Here is a 19144-nt window from a genome sequence, read left to right as displayed (position 1 = left end):
TTATATATACACCATGAAAAGACCTACATTTTCTAGTATAGCCACTATAATCTTATGTGTTATAGGACTACACACCTACGCCCAAAATTACGTGCCGTTTACACCAAGATTCGATCAAGATTTAAAAGGTGATATTATATTAATTGGTAATAACATTTTAGGTCCAGACAATAATGCTTTTAATAATAATGGTGTGTATAATCATAATGTTGATATGCAATATATTGACATAGATGGTGATCCTTCTACATTTAGTTCTTCGAGTGCAGACTTAGAGATACCAAATCCAAATTGTTATAGAATTATTTATGCAGGATTATATTGGGGTGCAGTTAATCCAGGTAATGAACCGATTACTGAGGTGAGGTTTAGAGGTCCAACAGGAACATATAATGATATTACGGGGACTCTAATTTATGATGCTGGTCCTAACTCGGTTGATGGTGGCGACAGTTTCTCTTATGCGTGTTTTGCAGATGTAACTGCTATAGTAACAAACTTAGGGAATGATTTAGGGACATATACCGTGGCAAATGTATCTTCGGGATTAGGCGAAACATCAACTTTCAACCCTTATAATGGTACTGGTCAATCTGCAGGCTGGTCTTTGTTCATAGTTTATGAAGATCCAACACTACCTGGAAAATCAATTACTAGTTTTGATGGGTTTAGTGCAATTAGTGTTCCTGGTGGAAACCCTAACCTAGATATTCCTGTGTCTGGATTTAGAACCGTGCCAGCACCTGCTCCTGTTAGAGCAAACTTTGCTTTTGCTACATTAGAAGGTGATAGTCCGATTCTTGGAGATAGATTATTACTTAATGGCAGTCCTCTATCAACAACAGATAGACCTGTCGGAAACTTCTTTAATAGCTCCGTAACGCGATTAGATGCTACACCTGTTAATAACCGTGTACCTAATAGTACCAACACTCTTGGTTTTGATACAGGTGTTATGGCAGTTCCTAATCCTGGCAATACTATTATTGCCAATGACGATACAGCAGCAACTGTAAGGCTTGAGACTAGTGGAGACACTTATTTCCCCTATTTCTTTGCTTTTGCTGTAGATATTATTGAACCCGATATAGTCTTAACTAAAACAGTTGAAGATGATTTAGGAAATGATATTGGTGGCCAACTTGTTAATCTTGGCGCACCTTTAAATTATGTTATTGGCTTTCAAAATGTAGGTAATGACAATGCTACCAATTTTCAAATTAGAGATATACTACCTATTAACATCATTTACAATCACCCCACAGATTTAATATTACCAGCTGGGGTTACTGTAGCCAGTTATAATCCAGTAACTAGAGAACTCATTTTAAATATTGAAGATTACCTAGTTGAAGAAAATGATCCGAGATATGAAATTAGAATTGAGGTACAAGTGGTAGATGAATGTAGTCAATTGGCAGATGCATGTTCTAATATCATCAATAACCAAGCATTTGCAACTTACAACGGATTTTACAATCCTACGTTTCAAATTACAGACGATCCAAGTATTAACAGTAATACTGGCTGTTTATTAACACCTCAAGCAACTAACTTCTTAGCTGATTTAGATTGTGAATTCATACAAGAAATTGTGCTTTGTGGCAGTACTGTTGAACTTACGGCAGCAGATGGTTACGATTCTTACTCCTGGTCTACAAGTCCTTCTGGCACGCCAGTAATTGGCAATACTCAAACGATTACAGTTAATTCTACCGGAACATACTATTCATTTAACACGGCTATAGCTCCATGTCAATCCATCGAGCAGCAGTTTAATGTGTCATTGTTTGGTAATACAACTACAAACCCGGTAATACCTTTTGCAGACGAAGTAGTAATCTGTCCAAATGATGGAAAAGAATTACCAAACATTTACTTATGTGGTGCTGATGATTTTGTAAATATAGACACCGATATTTCAGGAGCATCATCAATAATATGGGAAATTTTAGACGAATCTAGTTGCCCTGCAGTTACTGACCCTGATTGTGCTAATGAAGACAGTTCGTGTACTTGGAATCAAGTGAATACAGGACAAGATTATATTGCGGATACTGCTGGCCAATATCGCTTAACTATCAATTATGATGGTGGATGTTTTGTTCAATTCTACTTTAATGTTTACGAAAATTTACTGAATCCTTCAGTCGTTTCAGAGGATATTATTTGTACTACACCAGGTAGCATTATTGTTAATGATGTGCCATCTGGTTACGAATACAGTATAGACGGTGTTAATTTTCAAGCTAGTAATATATTTACAGTCAATACAGCAGGCACATATACTGTGTATATAAGACAAATAGGTGTGGATACCAATCCTTGCATCTTTTCTGTGCCAGATGTACTTATAAGAGATCGAGACTTTACCGTATCAACAACAGTTACGCAACCACTTTGTAATGGTGATTTTGGTAATATTCAAATCGCTGCTAATGATGTAGAACCACAATACACATATGCTATATATCAAGGTGGTGTTCTTGTAAATAGTGTTGGTCCTATAATAGAAAACACTTATGAGTTTGAAAATCTTAATGTAGGCACCTATACAATAACCTTAGAAACTGAAGATGGTTGTACTCATTCTGAAGACATTACAATTGTTGAACCACCATTATTAACGGTAACTGCTGCACTTACTACACCATTAACTTGTATAGATGGAGAAATCACTATTTATCCGCAAGGCGGAACACCGCCATATTTTTACTTTATAAATAGTACAACTGATTTTCAGACTGTACCAGAATATACAGTGAATTCAGCCGGAGTATATGACATCACAGTTATTGATGCCAATAATTGCAGTGCTTCTACTACAATAACGGTAGATAATGTATTAGCACCAGAATTTACTGTGAATACCACAGATATTCTCTGCCCAGGAAATAATGATGGTTCCATATCAATCAATGTAACTAATGCCAATGGTAATTCGTTGCAATACAGCATTGATAATGGCTTAACATTTTCTAGTTCCCCAGTTTTTAATGGGTTATCAGCAGGAACTTATAATGTGGTAGTTGAGTATAGTCTTGGAGGTTCGGTTTGTACTACAATTCCTGATATCGTTACAATTAATGAAAATCCTGCTATTAATGGTACAGCAGAATTAACTTCTAATTATACTTGTGATGCTGATGCTACTATAACTGTTACTGGAGTTACAGGCGGAACTGCTCCATACTCTTACAGTTTAGATGGTGTCAACTTTCAAACTAGTAATGTGTTTACTGGTTTAACTCAAGGCACTTATACAGTTACTATTCAAGATGATAATGGTTGTACGTTTATTACAAATCAAATCATAATTCCACCGTTAGATCCACCAACGGATATGGAGTTCTCCAATACACCTATAGATTGTCCTACCAATACTACCACAGTAACTATAACTAATACTATTGGAGGAACAGGAGTTTTGGAATATCAAATTATTGCTCCGTTAAGTGCAGTTACGGCATATCAAACATCAACTGTATTCCCAGGTTTAGAACCAGGCACGTATACATTTCAAGTAAGAGATGAAAACAATTGTACTTATGTAGAATCATACACTATAGCGCCGCTTCCTCAATCTTCAGTAAATGTTGTATTAACGGATGGTTTGGATTGTACTGCTAGTCCAGATGCAGTTATCACTGGAACAATAAGTGGCACATCACCATTTACTTATGCTGTATCTATTAATGGTGGTTCATTTACAGATTTAGGTAGTACTGGTAATACATTTACCTATACTACACTTACAGATGGTGACTATCAATTCGAAATCACAGACGGTAATGGATGTAGCGTATTATCTTCTATTATTACTGTAAATCCATTAGTGCTTCCTGAAATTGATACTGTTTTACAGAGTCAATCTATTAATTGTAATGGAGAAGCTACTGGAGCAATAGATGTTACTATAAACACGACTCTAGGTACGCCTCCATTTGTAATTAATGTAAATAACGATACAACAGGTGTCAATTATGGTTCTCAAACCACAAGTTTACCCGCTGGGACTTATACTGTAACTGTAACAGATGCCAACTCTTGTACCGATATAGAAACGATTATAATTAATGAGCCAGACGCAATAGTTGTAAATTATAGTACAGTAGATATTACATGTACAGCTGGTGGTGTTTCGCAAGGTTCTGTTATTGTAGATTCAGTTACCGGAGGAACACCACCTTATAATTATTTTGTAACTGGAACAAACGGATATTCTAATTCTGAATTTAATGTAGGTGGCACAACCTCAGTAAGCTTTGATGTCGTTGATTTTGGCTTGTATCAAATAAATGTAATTGATTCAAACGGTTGTTCAATTTTGGTGCAAGATGTATTAGTTGCATCTCCACCATCTGACTTAGATATTACTATAACACCTTCGGTTGATTGTGCAACTGGTGGTGAAGCTGAGGTATCTGTAAGTTCATCATTGAGTAGTAGTGGTCCTTTTTTCTTTAGCATTTATCAAGGGCCATCATCGGTGTATCCTAATCCACCAGGATCGTGGCTGCCAGAAATGCCTGCAGGAAGTCAATCTACAACGTTTACTGGGTTAACACCTGGTGTTTTATATACATTTATTGTTTATGACTCTGCAACAAATTGTAGCTATTACGAACCAGCTACGGTACCTATACCTACAAATTCTACATTAACTGTGTCTGCACCTGATGTAAATAATATTACTTGTACTGGCAGTGCAGATGGCAATGTATCATTTACGGTTACAAGTACATATGGTATACCTGTTGATTTATCTTATGAAATTTTTAATTCACAATCATTAACAACGACATTTATTTCTGGCACAGGTACTGTAAACGCTAATGATACACTAACAATTAACAATTTAGGACCTTTACCGTTTGGAAATTATTTTGTTTCAATTACTGAAAACTCAGGACCAAATGCCGGTTGTGGTATAGTAACAACACCTTTTAATATTACTGAATCTGAATTCCCATTAGATTTAGCTGTTTTTGTGAATCAGAATGCAAATTGTAATCCAAACTCTGGTGTAATTTCAGCACTAGCAGAAAATGGAACTCCACCATACCTATTCCAAGTAACAACAACACCTGCTGCTCCACTAGCTACAGATGCAGGTTGGAACTCTAATAGTACATTTAATCTTGATGCAAACACGTATTATATTCATGTATTAGATGCATATGGATGTATTGTTTCTAGTCCTGCTACCGTGCTTCCAATGGATGACACTCCAGTTATCTCAGCAGCAGTTAATAATGAATGTTTGGATACAGATGGAAGTTTTCAAATTGATGTAAGTTTAGTATCAAATGGTGTGGCGCCTTACAGCATTAGTATTGATGGTGGTGCTTTTCAATCCCAAACATTCCCATTTACAATTTCAAATATATTCTCTGGAAACCATACAGTAGAAATTAATGATGCTAATGGTTGTGGAAATTTAGTTTCTATCGATGTTTTACCAGTATTAGATTTTACTCCAGATATTACTGCAGTACCAACATGTAACAACGATGATGGTGTGATAACGCTTAACCCAACTGGTGGCTCAGGAAATTATGCATATGCAATATCGCCAACTGCACCGTCAATAAGTATAGCTGGAAATGTTATATCTGGTGTGCCATTTGGTAATTACGATATTACAATTACTGATACTACTACAAGTTGTACAGAAACTGTTTCAGTTGCACTGCCTGAAGCTATTCCTCCTACTTTCAATTTAACATCTACCGCTGTGACTTGTTTCCCAGATAATGATGGAAGTTTTGACATAGACATTCTGAATTTTACCGGACCGTACACATACGAAGTTATTGATAGCGCTAACAATTCAGTTTTTGGAGTTGTTTCTGCTAACACATCCACAAATCCGCTTACAGTTTCAGGTCTTACTTCAGGAACATATACAGTAAATATTACGCAAACTAGTAGTCCATTTTGTTCGTCTTCATCTGATGTTATTATCAATTCTCCTGCTGAAGAACTTATGCTAAATGTTTCTGAAACCTCAAATGTAACTTGTAATAATAATCAAGGTACTATAGTAGCTGAAGCAACAGGTGGTTGGGGAAATTATGAATATGAATTATCAGGGGATGCATCTGTTCCTTATTCTACAAATAGCACATTTACTGACTTATCTGCCGGTAACTATACAGTTAGTGTTAGAGACGACCAAGGTTGTATTGTAAGTGAAAATATAACATTATCAGAACCTACACCAATAAATGCCATTTTTACACCTAGTGTATCAACAGTAGCATGTTTTGGAGATTCAGATGCGAGTATTACTATAACTAATGTCACAGGAGGTCAAGGCAGTAATTATACCTATACATTAAATACTTTAACTCCTGTAGTAACAACCTCTGGACCACAAACATCTAATGTGTTCGATGGTTTAACAGCTGGCACATATAATATTACAATTAATGATGGTTTTGATTGTGAGTTTACCTCATTAGATATTGTTATTGACGAGCCAACACCTATTAATGCTAGTTTAGTTTTAGATACGTCTCAAACGTGTCTTACGGAGTCTACATTGACGCTTTCGGCATCTGGTGGTACAGGACAATATACCTATAGCGATGATATATCATTTACTACGGTTTTAGGTACGTTTAGTACATCTACTACGTTTAGTGTACCAGTAGGAACATATGCTTATTATGTAAGGGATGACAATGGCTGTATAAGCATAGTATCTAATGAAATTACTATTGAACCGCTACCAGATTTAACTGTTGAATTGGCGTCTGTAAATCCAACAATTAATTGTGCAGGCGATAACACTGGTAGTATTACAGCAATAGCTTTTGGAGGTTTAGGTAATTATAGTTACGAACTTCAGGATACTGGTGGTAATACAATTAATGCCACACAAAATACTCCTGGGTATTTTACCGAATTGTTAGCAGGTAATTATATCGTTTCAGTAGAAAGTGGTGATTGCTCCGTAATTTCTGAACCTATATCTATAACTGAACCTAGCACTCAACTTGATGCATCTTTAATAGTAAGAAACATCACATGTGCAGGCTCTGGAAATGGGTCAATCGAAATTAATGCTACTGGCGGAACCGGTGTTATTAAATATGCAATTTCACCACAACTAAATCAATTCTTTGATACCAATATTTTTGACAACCTAGAACCGGGAGAATACGATATAATCGTACAAGACGAACTGGGTTGTTTCCTCATATTTACTGAAACAATTACCGAACCTGCTCAAGTCTTATTAAATATAGTCCCAAATTCTATTTTACCAGAAGTATGTGAAGGTGACGCTAACGGTGAGTTTAGTATTGAAATCTTTGGTGGCACATTACCGTTTAGCGTAAGCTTAGATAATCCTGATGGGCCATTTACCGTAGGTGGAATAACTCAGACCATATTCGACTTTACGAATTTAACTGGAGGTGATCATATTGTTTATGTGGTCGATGCAGAGGGATGTGATTCAGAATGGAATATTACGTTCCCAGAATCTGTTAGAATTAACCCTGAAGTTGTTGTTGAATTTAGTTGTGATCAAAACATTCAGAATAACACAGTTACAGTTACAGTAGATGATTCCATTACAGATTTGTCTGAGCTAGACTATTCTTTAGATAACGGACCATATCAAATTAGTAATGTGTTTACAGATGTACCTGTTGGTACAGGGCATTTTATAAATGTGCGTCATACAAATGGATGTATTCAGACCACTGAACTTTTTGATGTTGACGATTACGAACCAGTGGCATTAGATATTACTGAAGGTGAAATTAACCAAATCATAGCTTCTGGTTCTGGTGGTACAGGTTTGTACACGTATACATTTAATGAGGTTGATTATGGACAAGAAAACACATATACAATTACACAGAGCGGTATCTACACCATTCTTGTAACTGACACTAATGGTTGTACTGCTGAGGCTCAAGTTGAGCTTGAGTTTGTAGATATATGTCCTCCAAATTACTTTACACCAAACGGTGATGGTGTGCAAGATACATGGGCTCCAGGTTGTGTTAACAATTATCCAAATTTAGAATTCGACATATTTGATAGATATGGACGTAAAGTTGCTACCTATAGAGTTGGTGAATATTGGGATGGCAGATATAACGGGAGTGAACTCCCAACAGGTGATTACTGGTATGTAGTAAGACCAAATGGCACAAGTGTAGAACGATCTTTTGTTGGTCACTTTACACTATACAGGTAATACTAAATACTTAACTAAACAACATTTAGAATGAAGAAAATACTACTATATATTACACTGTGTATAACTACAAGTATCACGAGTCAGGAATTAAATTTGCCTGTATTTACACAATACTTAGCTGATAATGAATTTGTAATCTCACCAACTTTTGCTGGTATTGGAGATAATATTAGAATACGTGCAAATGGACTTACACAATGGGTTGGTATTAAAGGTGCACCAGATAACCAAGCGCTATATGCAGATATGCGACTTGGTAATCGCTCTGGTATAGGAGTGAGCGTATATAATGACAAAAATGGAAATACACGCCAAAAAGGAGTGAAATTCTCATTTGCTCATCACCTTACACTAGACTATAAATCAAAACAATACTTATCTCTCGGATTATCGTATAATATAAATAGCTTTAGAATAGATATCGAAAACTTTGTAACCACTCCAGATATTCCAATTATAGATCCTAGTATTATTGATGATCGCGCACAAACAAACAATAATTTTGATGCCGGTTTTTTATACAGATATAATAACTTTTTCTTGAGCTTTAATGTGAATAACATTCTTGAAAAAGATGTAAATCCTTTTACTGGACAAGAGCCAAATAGTCTTTTAAACTTTCAACTCTATAGTGGTATGGTATTTAGAGGTGCGTCTAACCGTTATAAGGAGTTTGAACCTTCGGTGTTTTACCAACGATTTAATAGTGATGGTCGTTCAAGTACCGATGTGAACGTGAAATACAGAAAATTGAATCGTTATGGTGATTATTACTGGTTTGGAGCATCTTACCGTTTTCTAAATGACCAAATATTGAAGCCTCTAAACATTGGTCCTATGGCAGGAATAATGAAAAACGGATTTTATTTTGCTTACTCATACCAATTCACTATTAATGATTTGGCTGCATATAATTCAGGTACTCACAGTATTACAATCGGTATTGATTTATTACAAGGTGTAAGTAATTGTGAGTGTACTACTGGTGCAAGAGAATATTGGAAATACCAATAAAAAAAGGATTTACACACATAAATGCATAAATCCTTTTGGGAGTTAGTTAGTAGTTAGCTGATTGTGTTAATTTACGGATTTTATTCTAATTTTAGGATCTATTGTGTAAGGTCCAAAAATAATATCGTTTCTTTCAATGGTGACTTCTACTAGATATTTATAATCAATATCTACCGCTTGGTCAGCATCTATTGCTCTTAAAATAAAACTAGGAACACCATCTGGGTTGTCATAATAGTCAGCAGGTTCTCCATCAGGTACAACAAGTTCAAGATTACCGTCACTACTAATATTAGTGACTTCATCAAATTCTACTTCAACATCTTGGTCGTCAAAAATAACAGCCGTAACGTACAAAAATCCATCAGTTGGTAATAATCCATCAGGTCTACTAACCGTTACAGTTTCGTTGAGACTTAAATCCGATCTGTAATCAGCAGCATTAACTCCACCAAATGTTACTAAGTTAGTAATATCTGCACCTGAAGGTAATGCAATAACGGTAGCAACATCAAAATTTACTGAAGGTAAATCATTAAATAAAGCTAAAATATCATCATCTGGACAAGCTGTAAACGTTAAAGCAGTTACAAGAAGTAATAATAATCGTATGTTTTTCATTGTTAAAGTTGTAATTGTTGATTGAGTTGATATACACAAATATATAATTTTGAAGTAATTACACAAGGTAATCAACAAAGTACATTTCTATTTTACCTTTACCTTTTGCTTCTATTGCGCCGCGTTGTTCAAACTTAAATACATCATACGATTGTAAAAGCTCATGCGTATGTTGGCTAATATTTACGCGGCCTATTTCACCTGAACTTTCCATACGGGCTGCCGTATTTACAGTATCGCCCCAAATGTCATATTGAAATTTTTTGGTACCTACTACTCCAGCAACTACTGGTCCTGTATGTATTCCTATTCGGATATCAAACTTAGCTAGATTATGCGTTATACTTCGTTTTGTAACTTTTACAAATTCTGCCATTTCTAATGCTGCTTGACATACTCTAGCAGCTTGGTGTTCAATAGGAAAAGGCAATCCACCAGCACACATGTAGGAATCTCCAATAGTCTTTATTTTTTCTAGCTTAAATTTATCTACAATCTCATCAAATTTTGAAAAATAGTAGTCTATACTTTTTACTAAATCTTCCGGACTAAGCTTTTCTGACTGAGCCGTAAAGCCTTTAAAATCTGTAAACAACACAGAAACATTATCAAACTTTTTGGCCTTTACAGTACCATGTTCTTTTAGCTCTTCGGCTGTTTCTTCTGGTAATATGTTTTTAAGTAAATCTTCAGAACGATGTTTTTCAAATTCAATGATGCCTTTTTGCTTCTCAAGAACTTTACTTTGCATCAGGAATTTCCGAGCTAAAAAACCAATTATGATGAGACCAATGGTAATAATAGCAATGATATAATACTGCTGACGCTTTTGTTTTTCCAGAAGGCGTTGCTGTTCTTCTGCAGCCTCTTTTGCCTTTTCAGAATCATACACAGCATCTTCTGTACGCATCTTATTTTGCTTTTGAAATTCTGCAACATTAGTTACACTATCACGGTACTTTATATGGTCTTTATAATACGTAAAAGCACGTCTTATATTACCATTATCTTCATAAATATTAGACAGTTTTAAAAGCCCTTGTCCTATTTCGTCTTTTAGACCATTTTTTTGAGCTAATTCCAAACTTTGCTTTGCATATTTAAGCGCTGTAGAAATTTGTCCATTATTATAATACATATCAGACAAAGCACCAGTATACTCACATACAGCCTCATAATCACCATATTCAGAAAGGGTTGTAATGGCTTTATTTAAGAAATCATTTGCTTCATCTACTTCTCCTTTCTCAACGTTAATTAATCCGAATAATCCGTTTATATAAGCTTGAAAGAAATCTTTAAACTCATGAAACTCACTATTTTCATTTTCCAGAGTTTTGTTTAATTCATTTGCGATATTTGCATAATGCAGGCTAGAATCGAGTTCTTTTATTTTATAGAATTCATCACCTATATTTAGTTCAGCTGTGAGAATGTTTACTGTATCTTTTAGCTTCCGCAACACAGTCAATCCTTCACGATAATATTCAAAAGAAGAGTCATGGTCATTCATTGTAGAATATACAGCGGCTATTGCTAAATCAATCTCTGCTTCTTCAACTGCTAAATCATTTTCTTTAGCCAGCTTTGAAGCTTTAAAATATGATTCCAATGCGGTTGTTAAATCCCCTTTTTGCTGAAAGGCATTTCCTTGTTGCAAATATCCATCAAATTCACGTTCAGAATTATTGAGTTCTTTCGCTTCTATTATTAATTGTTGGCTATACTGTAATTGCTTTTCAACATCTGTTTCTTCACCTGCTAACTTTCTTAGTAAATCTAGTTTGGCTTCACCTTCATACATACCGCTTTTTAGTTCTCGTTCCAGACTATCACTTTCTTTAATATTTTGACTAAAAGAAGTAATAGAAAAACAACAAAAAAAACCTACTATTATGTAGGTTTTAATAGCTAAAAAAGTTGATATTTTTTTAAAGCAAGTCAAGGTTTGAAATTCAGTATAATTAGTTTAATGACTTGATTCTGATTTTTGGATCTATATAGTAATAGTCAGAAATTGAACCATTAGGTAAACGCAGAGCTATTTCTATTTCATATTTATAGTCAATATCATCGCTATCTGGAGCATCAATAGCAATTAGCTCAAAAAATTCTGAAATACTTCTTCCAAAATCGTTAGGGTTTACAGCAGCTTCTGGGTCACCTGGAGCAGCCCTTAATCTATCTAACCAAACATCATAAACGTCTAGTGTATCTACCTGTACGTCAAAAACACCCGGATCTGAAGGATTTTCTTCAAAAAAGAAAATTCTTGAATATAATAGTGATTGACCTGCTGCCAAGCCTGATGGCTGTTCTAGTCGTAGTCTGGTACCAACATTAAGCTCAACCAAATAATCACCTGCGGAAACACCATTGGGTTGACCAAAGTTTATTAAATCTGTGATATCTGCACCAGCTGGTCTGGAAAGTACACCATTTAAGTCTAAAGTAATATTGGGAGTAATTATGTTTGAATTCTGTGTATTATCGTCATCATCATTACAAGAGAGTAAAATGAAACATATAGCAAACACAAAAAGTAGTTTTGAGAATTTCATGATTGATAATTGATTAATTGAGTTGATTTCTCTCAAAAATAAGATTTTTCTTCCAATACATACTAAAAAATCTAGAGGTCGTAACTTGAAATCACAATGGGATTTGTTAATAATTTTAATATAAACTTTCGTTAACATGCAATACAAGACCTTACTAATCGTTTACATTTGCACAACTTTCAAACTTACGTCTTAGTGAAATCATTCCATATAGTACTTTTAAGTCTATTTATATGCTTTACCTATGCCCAAAAGCCTCAATCTGATGCATTAAGTATTCAGCTTAAGCCTGTTAACTCTAAAGGTATTTCTACTCAAGAGGTGTCTATTCCAATCGTTACAATTGACAGTTCTAATACAGTTGATATCAAAGCAGAATTTTGGGATAATGTGAATTTTAATCCTTATCGAAATGAGATTGTAAAATTTCCATTCGAAGTTAAGTTTGAGGATTCTACCTATCACTCGCCTATAAGTAGAGAAAAAGTTATTACGTCTCGTTATGGATGGCGTCGTGGAAGACCGCATAAAGGCATTGATATTGATTTAATTACCGGCGATAGTGTCTCGACTATTCTAAGTGGTGTTGTACGTTTTGCTAGATACAGCCGTGGTCTTGGTAAAGTTGTAGTTGTTAGACATTACAATGGCTTAGAGACTGCCTATGCACATTTATCAAGAATTAACGTAAAGGTAAATGATACTGTTGCTAAAGGTCAGTTTATTGGTAAAGGTGGAAATACAGGCCGCTCTACTGGTAGTCACTTGCATCTAATAACAAGCTATAAAGGACAGTACATACATCCGGAATATATTTTTGATTTTTCTGAAGAGAATAAAATACGCGCTAAAGACCTTTGGGTTACTAAAGAATGGACAAGAGCATCATTTCATAGCTCTAGACGTAAAAGCAAGTTAGAACTGTATACAACAGAAAAACAAGCATTAGCAAGTTTGGTAAAAACACGTAAGATATATGTTGTGAAATCTGGCGATACATTATCTAGAATATCGAAACGAAACAATGTATCTATTGCAGCCATTTGCAAAACCAACCGTATTAGAAAATCGTCAACCTTACGAATTGGTCAAAAATTGGTTTTAGAACTGTAAACCATCATTTTACTTAATTAGCTTAGTATTTGGGTGTGCTGCTTTCCAACCAAACCAAAAAGCATTAAATGAGTTCAGTCTTTTTAAAGTTTTTCCTGTGGATGATTTTAAATAGTTTTCGTGCAGTTTCCATACTATTCCAGATGTATCAACAACCTCCGATTTTTGGTTATAGTTTATAAATTCTACATTCTCAGAAAAATATACACGATTTGCACCTGATTTATCGGTTAACACCACAAAGTTCTTATCTGCTATTTCACCCTTGTAGAGATTATTTTTTCTTAAAAACTTGGTAGATATAGCAATAGATTCGTCAGTAACGTCTGGCAGTCTTAAGGCTAAAACCGATTGCTTATTTTTTAAAGATTTATCAATTTCTGGAACATTAAACATAAGGTTATCAGTAGAAAAATAATCGTTATAAGCAACACCTTCTCCATAGTTTCTATTATAACCAGTTTTTAGGCTTAATACTGTTGTCTCTGGATGTCTGGCTTTCCAATCTTTCCATGTGGTCGTAACTACACTCAAATAATCCAGTTCAATACCTTTATCAACTAGAGGACCAATTACCGGCTTGCCCCACAAGGTATTCCATAACGACTGCGTTTCTTTATCGTACATGAGTTTATTTGAGCGATACAAAAAGCCGCTTGTTCCTAACTCATATTTTTTACCATCTTGTTCAGTTTTATATAAAATAACTGTACCACAAAGCGTACAATAAACTCCTGCTACTGGTATTCCGCCTACTGTATCTGTGAACATTTCATGCCAAGCTAATATACGTTTTGGGTAAGCTCTAAAATCACCGTTAATTTCTATTCCAAACACAATATTATCACCATCAAGATAAGTAGCATCATCAGCCGAAATCATCTGTGGATTGCGTAATGGTGGTATACCATCTTGTATGACGCCACCCCATCTTACTTCATCTAGTCTAATATTTGAAATCTTCTGACGGTTTTTGAAGTATTTTACAAATCGTTTATCTATAAACCCATGTAATCGGGCTTTAAATTCGTGATAATATAGTGTTAACACTTGAGGCTTGCTCCATAAGTATTCGTACCATTTATTAAAATCTATACCGTACTTTTTGTCAGTTTTATCTTGTAGTATCTCAAGTAATTTAAATTTTGCGCTTTGATGATCACTAAAGTAAAGTACTTCTACAGCCATTACTTCAAATTCTTCTCGCCAATTATTTGAAATATACTCTATTGCTAAATCATGACGTTGATTTACACTAGAAACAACTAAACTCATGAAATGGGAAAACTCTACATCGTCCTTATCCTCGACGGTATTATAAGTTTGACTAAAATTTAGAGACGTAGATAATACTAAAAATGAGATTATGTAATATTTAAGAACACTCGACTTCATAGATAATTTTATCCACTAAGTCGAAAAATCAACACTTAAATGACAAGATGAAATACTAAAAAACTACTAAAATATTAAGGCAAGTTGATTTACAAGTCGTTTTTGGCCATCACAGTACCATTATAAGAAATAGTCTGTCTGTTCGTACTGTTCATAGTACACAAAGTACTTCCACTTGGGTTTATTAAAAGCGTGTATTTGATAAAATCGTCCTTTGGATCAATAGTAAATTTGACGAGTATTCTATTTTTTTTATCAATCTTAACCTCGTAGTTATCTATTTTGCCATTATACGCGATGCCGCTTTGGTTATTAATTTTATTAGGAAAAAATACGCGTCCAAAAAATGGAAGAAAAATTTCGGCATTTTCATTAGTGATAATTAAAGCATTATCGATGGATGTTAAGTTAACTCTATTACCTTGAAATATTGCACTGCCACCATTAAAGCTTCTACCTACTCTTGCCACATCATTACCCAAAGGTGTAGCCGATTGTGCAACAAACTGAAATTTACCAGAATCAATAAGTGCTTTTGTTTTTTTAAACTGTGCTTCTACTCTGGCCTTTTTTTCCGCTTTACGCTGTTTTCTATTTTGTGAGACCAAATCTCCGCTTACCATTAGAAGTAACAGAATTAATACTAACTTTTTCATTTTCAAACAGATTTGATTTATTATAAAGATACTTCAAAATTCGATCCAAAAGTTATAATAGTGTCTGTTTAACATATTTTTACCCTATAAATTATTTAAGTAAAATAAGTAGTTACAGCTATTATGTTTATTATATTGCTCTGGTAAATACATACTTATGTTAAAGCCTATACCTGCACTTTTGAAGAGTTTTACAATTCTTTTATTTTTTACTATTTCTTATCTATCATATTCCCAATTAAAAACTGCTCCTGTACCTAATTGGGTTGTGGTACAAGATTATGAAGAAATGCCAGATATTGATGAAAATGACATTGCTTTTGGCTTACTGACATTATTAAGTGATGAGCAGATACATGTCCCAAAACGTCAACAATATATAAGATATGTTAAGAAAATTACAGACAATGTTGGTGTTCAAGACGGTTCTTTAGTTTCTATAAATTATGACCCAACCTATCAGAAGTTGGTATTACATAATGTCAATATTTTAAGAAATGGTAAGACCATTAATAAGCTTAACCTGAGCGATTTTCAAACTATACGAAAAGAGTCTAATTCTGAAAACTATATATACGATGGTAGTCTAAATGCAACTGCAAACCTATCTGATGTGCGTAGTGGTGATATTTTAGACGTTAGTTACACCATACAAGGGTTTAATCCGCTTCATCAAAAGTTCTCAGGAGCATTTATACTTAATGATTATCAATCCGTTGGTAAAATTCATTTGAATATATTATCTAGAAATAGTTTGCGATACAAACTTCTTAATAGTGATTACAAACCTAAAATATCTAACAGATTTGGATTAAAAAATTATAGTTGGGTAAACACAAATACAGAACCACCAGAATTTGAAGAAAATACTGTAGCATGGCAAATGATGTATCAAACACTATTTGTATCTGAATACGATAATTGGGAACAAGTAGTAAATTGGGCATTACCAATTTATACACAAGACTCAAAATTTTCTGACGCTCTTAATGATAAGATTAGCACAATATCAAAGGCCTCAGAGTTTGAATCACTTCGTATAAAAATGGCCTTAAAATTTGTGCAAAACGAAGTGCGTTATCTAGGCCTTGAAGCTGGTATTGGAGCATATAAACCATTTACTCCAAACAAAGTGTTTGGACAACGATTTGGCGACTGTAAGGACAAAACCTGGTTATTAGTAAATATGCTTCGGGAAATGAAAGTTAAAGCATATCCTGTATTAGTTAATAGTACTTATGGTAAATCGTTAAATAATGTCCTGCCTACACCAAAAGCATTTGACCATGTTATTGTTAAGGTTATTGATAGTACTAACAATAGTTATTACTATGATCCAACAATAGCAAACCAAGAAGGTAGTTACAAAGATATTTCACTACCAAATTATGGTTATGGTTTAGTCTTAAAAGAAGGTAACACCAAACTCGAAGCCATTGAACAAGAAAGCACAGATTTGGTAGAGATATTTGACATTTATAATGTTAACGGAATTGGAGAAGATATGACCTTGAACGTGACCTCTGTTTATCGTCAAGGTGAAGCAGATGCTATACGATCTGTTCTAAAGTCGAATAGTATTTCTAGCTTAAACAAGCAGTATAGAGATTATTACAAGAATTTTTATGAAGAAGTAGAAATACTTGAAGCTATGATTTACGAAGATGACACAATTGCTAATAAAATAACAATTGAAGAGTCTTATAAGTTTAATGACGTATGGACACCAATGCTAGGTGATGAAAGTAAAATAGGTATTTCGTTTACACCATATAGTTTATATAACAACATCGTTTTTCCTACCGAGAAAGACCGCAAGACACCATTCTCACTCTATTATCCTATTCATAAAAAACATAAGATTACGATAAAACTACCGCGCGCATGGGGAATTACTTCTGAAAATGAAGTTGTAAACTCAGAGCATTTTGAGTTTTCCTATAAATCAAAAACTAATAGACCAAAGGACATCATATATTTAGATTATGAATTTAAAAATAAATCTGATCATGTTCCTGTTGATGATTTTAAAGAATTTTACGACGATACCAAGGATATGGAAAGTATGATGTCTTATTATATATTTATTCCAAAAAGTGCCGCTAAATTTGGATCGGTATTTAGTACAAATAAGCGAAGTAAAAGTAATAACTCTAATGCTGATAGTAACGAGGAATCTTCTGGAGTTAGCGCTATAATAATTGGCTTTTTGGTTTTTATTTTTTTAATATTTATTGGACTTGTCCTTTATATCATTCGCAGCAATCGCAAGTACAATTAACGCTTTTACTATATGCATAAGTATTATCGCATATATAAACCCTATGGTTATCTAAGTCAGTTTGTGAATAATCAAAACAAAAGACGAAACAAGAAGCTTTTAGGAGAGTTATTTAATGTTCCAGAAGAGACAATGGCTATTGGTCGATTAGACGAAAAATCTGAAGGTCTGTTATTACTTACTACGGATGGGAAATTTAGTGAATACATTAGAAGCTCAGAAATTGAAAAAGAATACCACGTTATGGTTGATGGTAGTATCACTGATGAAGCTATAAATCAACTTAAAACGGGTGTTGCAATCTCTGTGAATTCAAAATTATATAAGACAAAGCCTTGCAAAGCAGAGATCTTAAACAATACTTCTCATATCGAAGAGCGTTTTGTAAGAGATAAAAAACATGGTAAAACCTCATGGTTAAGTATTATAATTACCGAAGGAAAATTTAGACAGGTAAGAAAAATGACTGCTGCTGTTGGTTTTCCAACTTTGCGTTTAGTTCGTGTAAGGATTGGGGATCATACACTAAAAGGTTTAAAACCTGGTGAGATGGAGGTTTTTAATTACCATCATTCTTAGCAGTAGTAATCTTTGGTTTTGAGTTTATAAAAACAATTGTAGCTTTTACACCAGTAAGTAAATTCCATTCTTTAGAAGATACGACATTACCTTTATCATCATAGACTACAAATTCTGCAGTATTAGGTCCAGAGTCACCTTGATTAAGCGCTGTAATATCTATTCTGTTAACACCTTCAATTAGGTTGATTTTTAGGCGTCTGTATTGCGATTGAAGCGTCACATTACGATATACTATTTCATCATTAACGGCAACACTTACACGATCTCCATCAGGATATTCATGATCACGACATACTATATTTACGAACTGAGAATCAATAGGATACTCACCTAAAAATTGGTCACTCATAAACTTAACTATACCGGATGCTTGAGCTTCTTTGCGCCAACGTTCTGCAAAGATTTCTCCAGGGCTTCTTAATCCATCATCTTCCACCATAGAAAAAGGCTTTTCGACCTCAGTTGGGTTTTTCTTTGATGTTTTGTTGGTTTTATTTGATGTGCCTTTATCTTTTTCTAGAGCTTTCTTAGGCGCCACTTTTATTTTTACAGGTGATGAGTCTTTTTCCTTTTTGGATTCTGCAGCAGGTATCCTAATAGTCTTTTTATCTCTATCCGTGACTTGAGCATTCAGCGATATGCCAAAGACTAGAAAAAAAAGAGTTATGATAATACGATACTGCATAGTAAAGTTACT

11 protein-coding genes are annotated in these 19144 nt (G+C 34.3%); 5 read left to right on the top strand and 6 right to left on the bottom strand.

Translation table 11 applies throughout. From position 1 onward, the window contains the following. Positions 1-13 precede the first annotated feature (13 nt). Positions 14-8221 (top strand): T9SS type B sorting domain-containing protein, encoded by an 8208-nt coding sequence (locus tag ED556_RS08060; RefSeq protein WP_296321904.1) that lies wholly within the window; start codon positions 14-16, stop codon positions 8219-8221. 30 nt (positions 8222-8251) lie between these two features. Further along, entirely contained in the window at positions 8252-9238 is a 987-nt protein-coding gene (locus tag ED556_RS08055; protein WP_296321900.1) for a type IX secretion system membrane protein PorP/SprF, read from the top strand. A gap of 66 nt (positions 9239-9304) precedes the next feature. Here ED556_RS08055 and ED556_RS08050 read toward each other — a convergent pair whose 3' ends face one another. Genes ED556_RS08050 through ED556_RS08040 form a run of 3 tightly spaced genes read right to left on the bottom strand, consistent with a single transcriptional unit; the run spans position 9305 to position 12420 of the window. Beyond that, complete coding sequence (locus tag ED556_RS08050; RefSeq protein ID WP_296321897.1) at positions 9305-9859, bottom strand: hypothetical protein; 555 nt, start codon at positions 9857-9859, stop codon at positions 9305-9307. 58 nt (positions 9860-9917) lie between these two features. Continuing rightward, positions 9918-11804, bottom strand: a complete 1887-nt coding sequence (locus ED556_RS08045; RefSeq protein WP_296321895.1) for an adenylate/guanylate cyclase domain-containing protein — start codon at positions 11802-11804, stop codon at positions 9918-9920. A gap of 19 nt (positions 11805-11823) precedes the next feature. Further along, positions 11824-12420, bottom strand: coding sequence for a hypothetical protein (locus ED556_RS08040; RefSeq protein WP_296321892.1), 597 nt, complete (start codon positions 12418-12420; stop codon positions 11824-11826). A gap of 195 nt (positions 12421-12615) precedes the next feature. On the opposite strand from ED556_RS08040, the gene ED556_RS08035 reads away from it, so the two are divergent. Next, positions 12616-13533 (top strand): M23 family metallopeptidase, encoded by a 918-nt coding sequence (locus ED556_RS08035; protein WP_296321889.1) that lies wholly within the window; start codon positions 12616-12618, stop codon positions 13531-13533. Between the two features lie 9 nt (positions 13534-13542). Here the strand turns inward: ED556_RS08035 and ED556_RS08030 are convergent, their stop codons facing one another. Together ED556_RS08030 and ED556_RS08025 are read right to left on the bottom strand one after the other, a co-directional pair. Then, positions 13543-14928 (bottom strand): DUF3179 domain-containing protein, encoded by a 1386-nt coding sequence (locus ED556_RS08030; protein ID WP_296321886.1) that lies wholly within the window; start codon positions 14926-14928, stop codon positions 13543-13545. An 89-nt stretch (positions 14929-15017) separates the two neighbouring features. Next, on the bottom strand, positions 15018-15584 hold the full coding sequence (locus ED556_RS08025) for a DUF4251 domain-containing protein (protein ID WP_296321882.1): 567 nt from the start codon (positions 15582-15584) through the stop codon (positions 15018-15020). A 157-nt stretch (positions 15585-15741) separates the two neighbouring features. Between ED556_RS08025 and ED556_RS08020 the strand changes: the two genes are divergently transcribed. Next, positions 15742-17865, top strand: a complete 2124-nt coding sequence (locus ED556_RS08020; RefSeq protein WP_296321879.1) for a DUF3857 domain-containing transglutaminase family protein — start codon at positions 15742-15744, stop codon at positions 17863-17865. Positions 17866-17877: 12 nt separating this feature from the next. Beyond that, positions 17878-18444 carry a pseudouridine synthase gene (locus ED556_RS08015; RefSeq protein ID WP_296321876.1) on the top strand — a complete coding sequence of 189 codons (567 nt, stop codon included), beginning with the start codon at positions 17878-17880 and terminating at the stop codon, positions 18442-18444. Here the strand turns inward: ED556_RS08015 and ED556_RS08010 are convergent. After that, positions 18425-19132, bottom strand: coding sequence for a hypothetical protein (locus ED556_RS08010; protein WP_296321873.1), 708 nt, complete (start codon positions 19130-19132; stop codon positions 18425-18427). The two genes, ED556_RS08015 and ED556_RS08010, sit on opposite strands and share 20 nt — an antisense overlap. Positions 19133-19144: the final 12 nt, after the last annotated feature.

The organism is Winogradskyella sp. (genome assembly GCF_003712105.1).
Lineage (GTDB): Bacteria > Bacteroidota > Bacteroidia > Flavobacteriales > Flavobacteriaceae > Winogradskyella.
The sequence above is the reverse complement of the archived record's forward strand: the minus strand, read 5'-3'. Positions and strand labels throughout refer to the sequence as shown.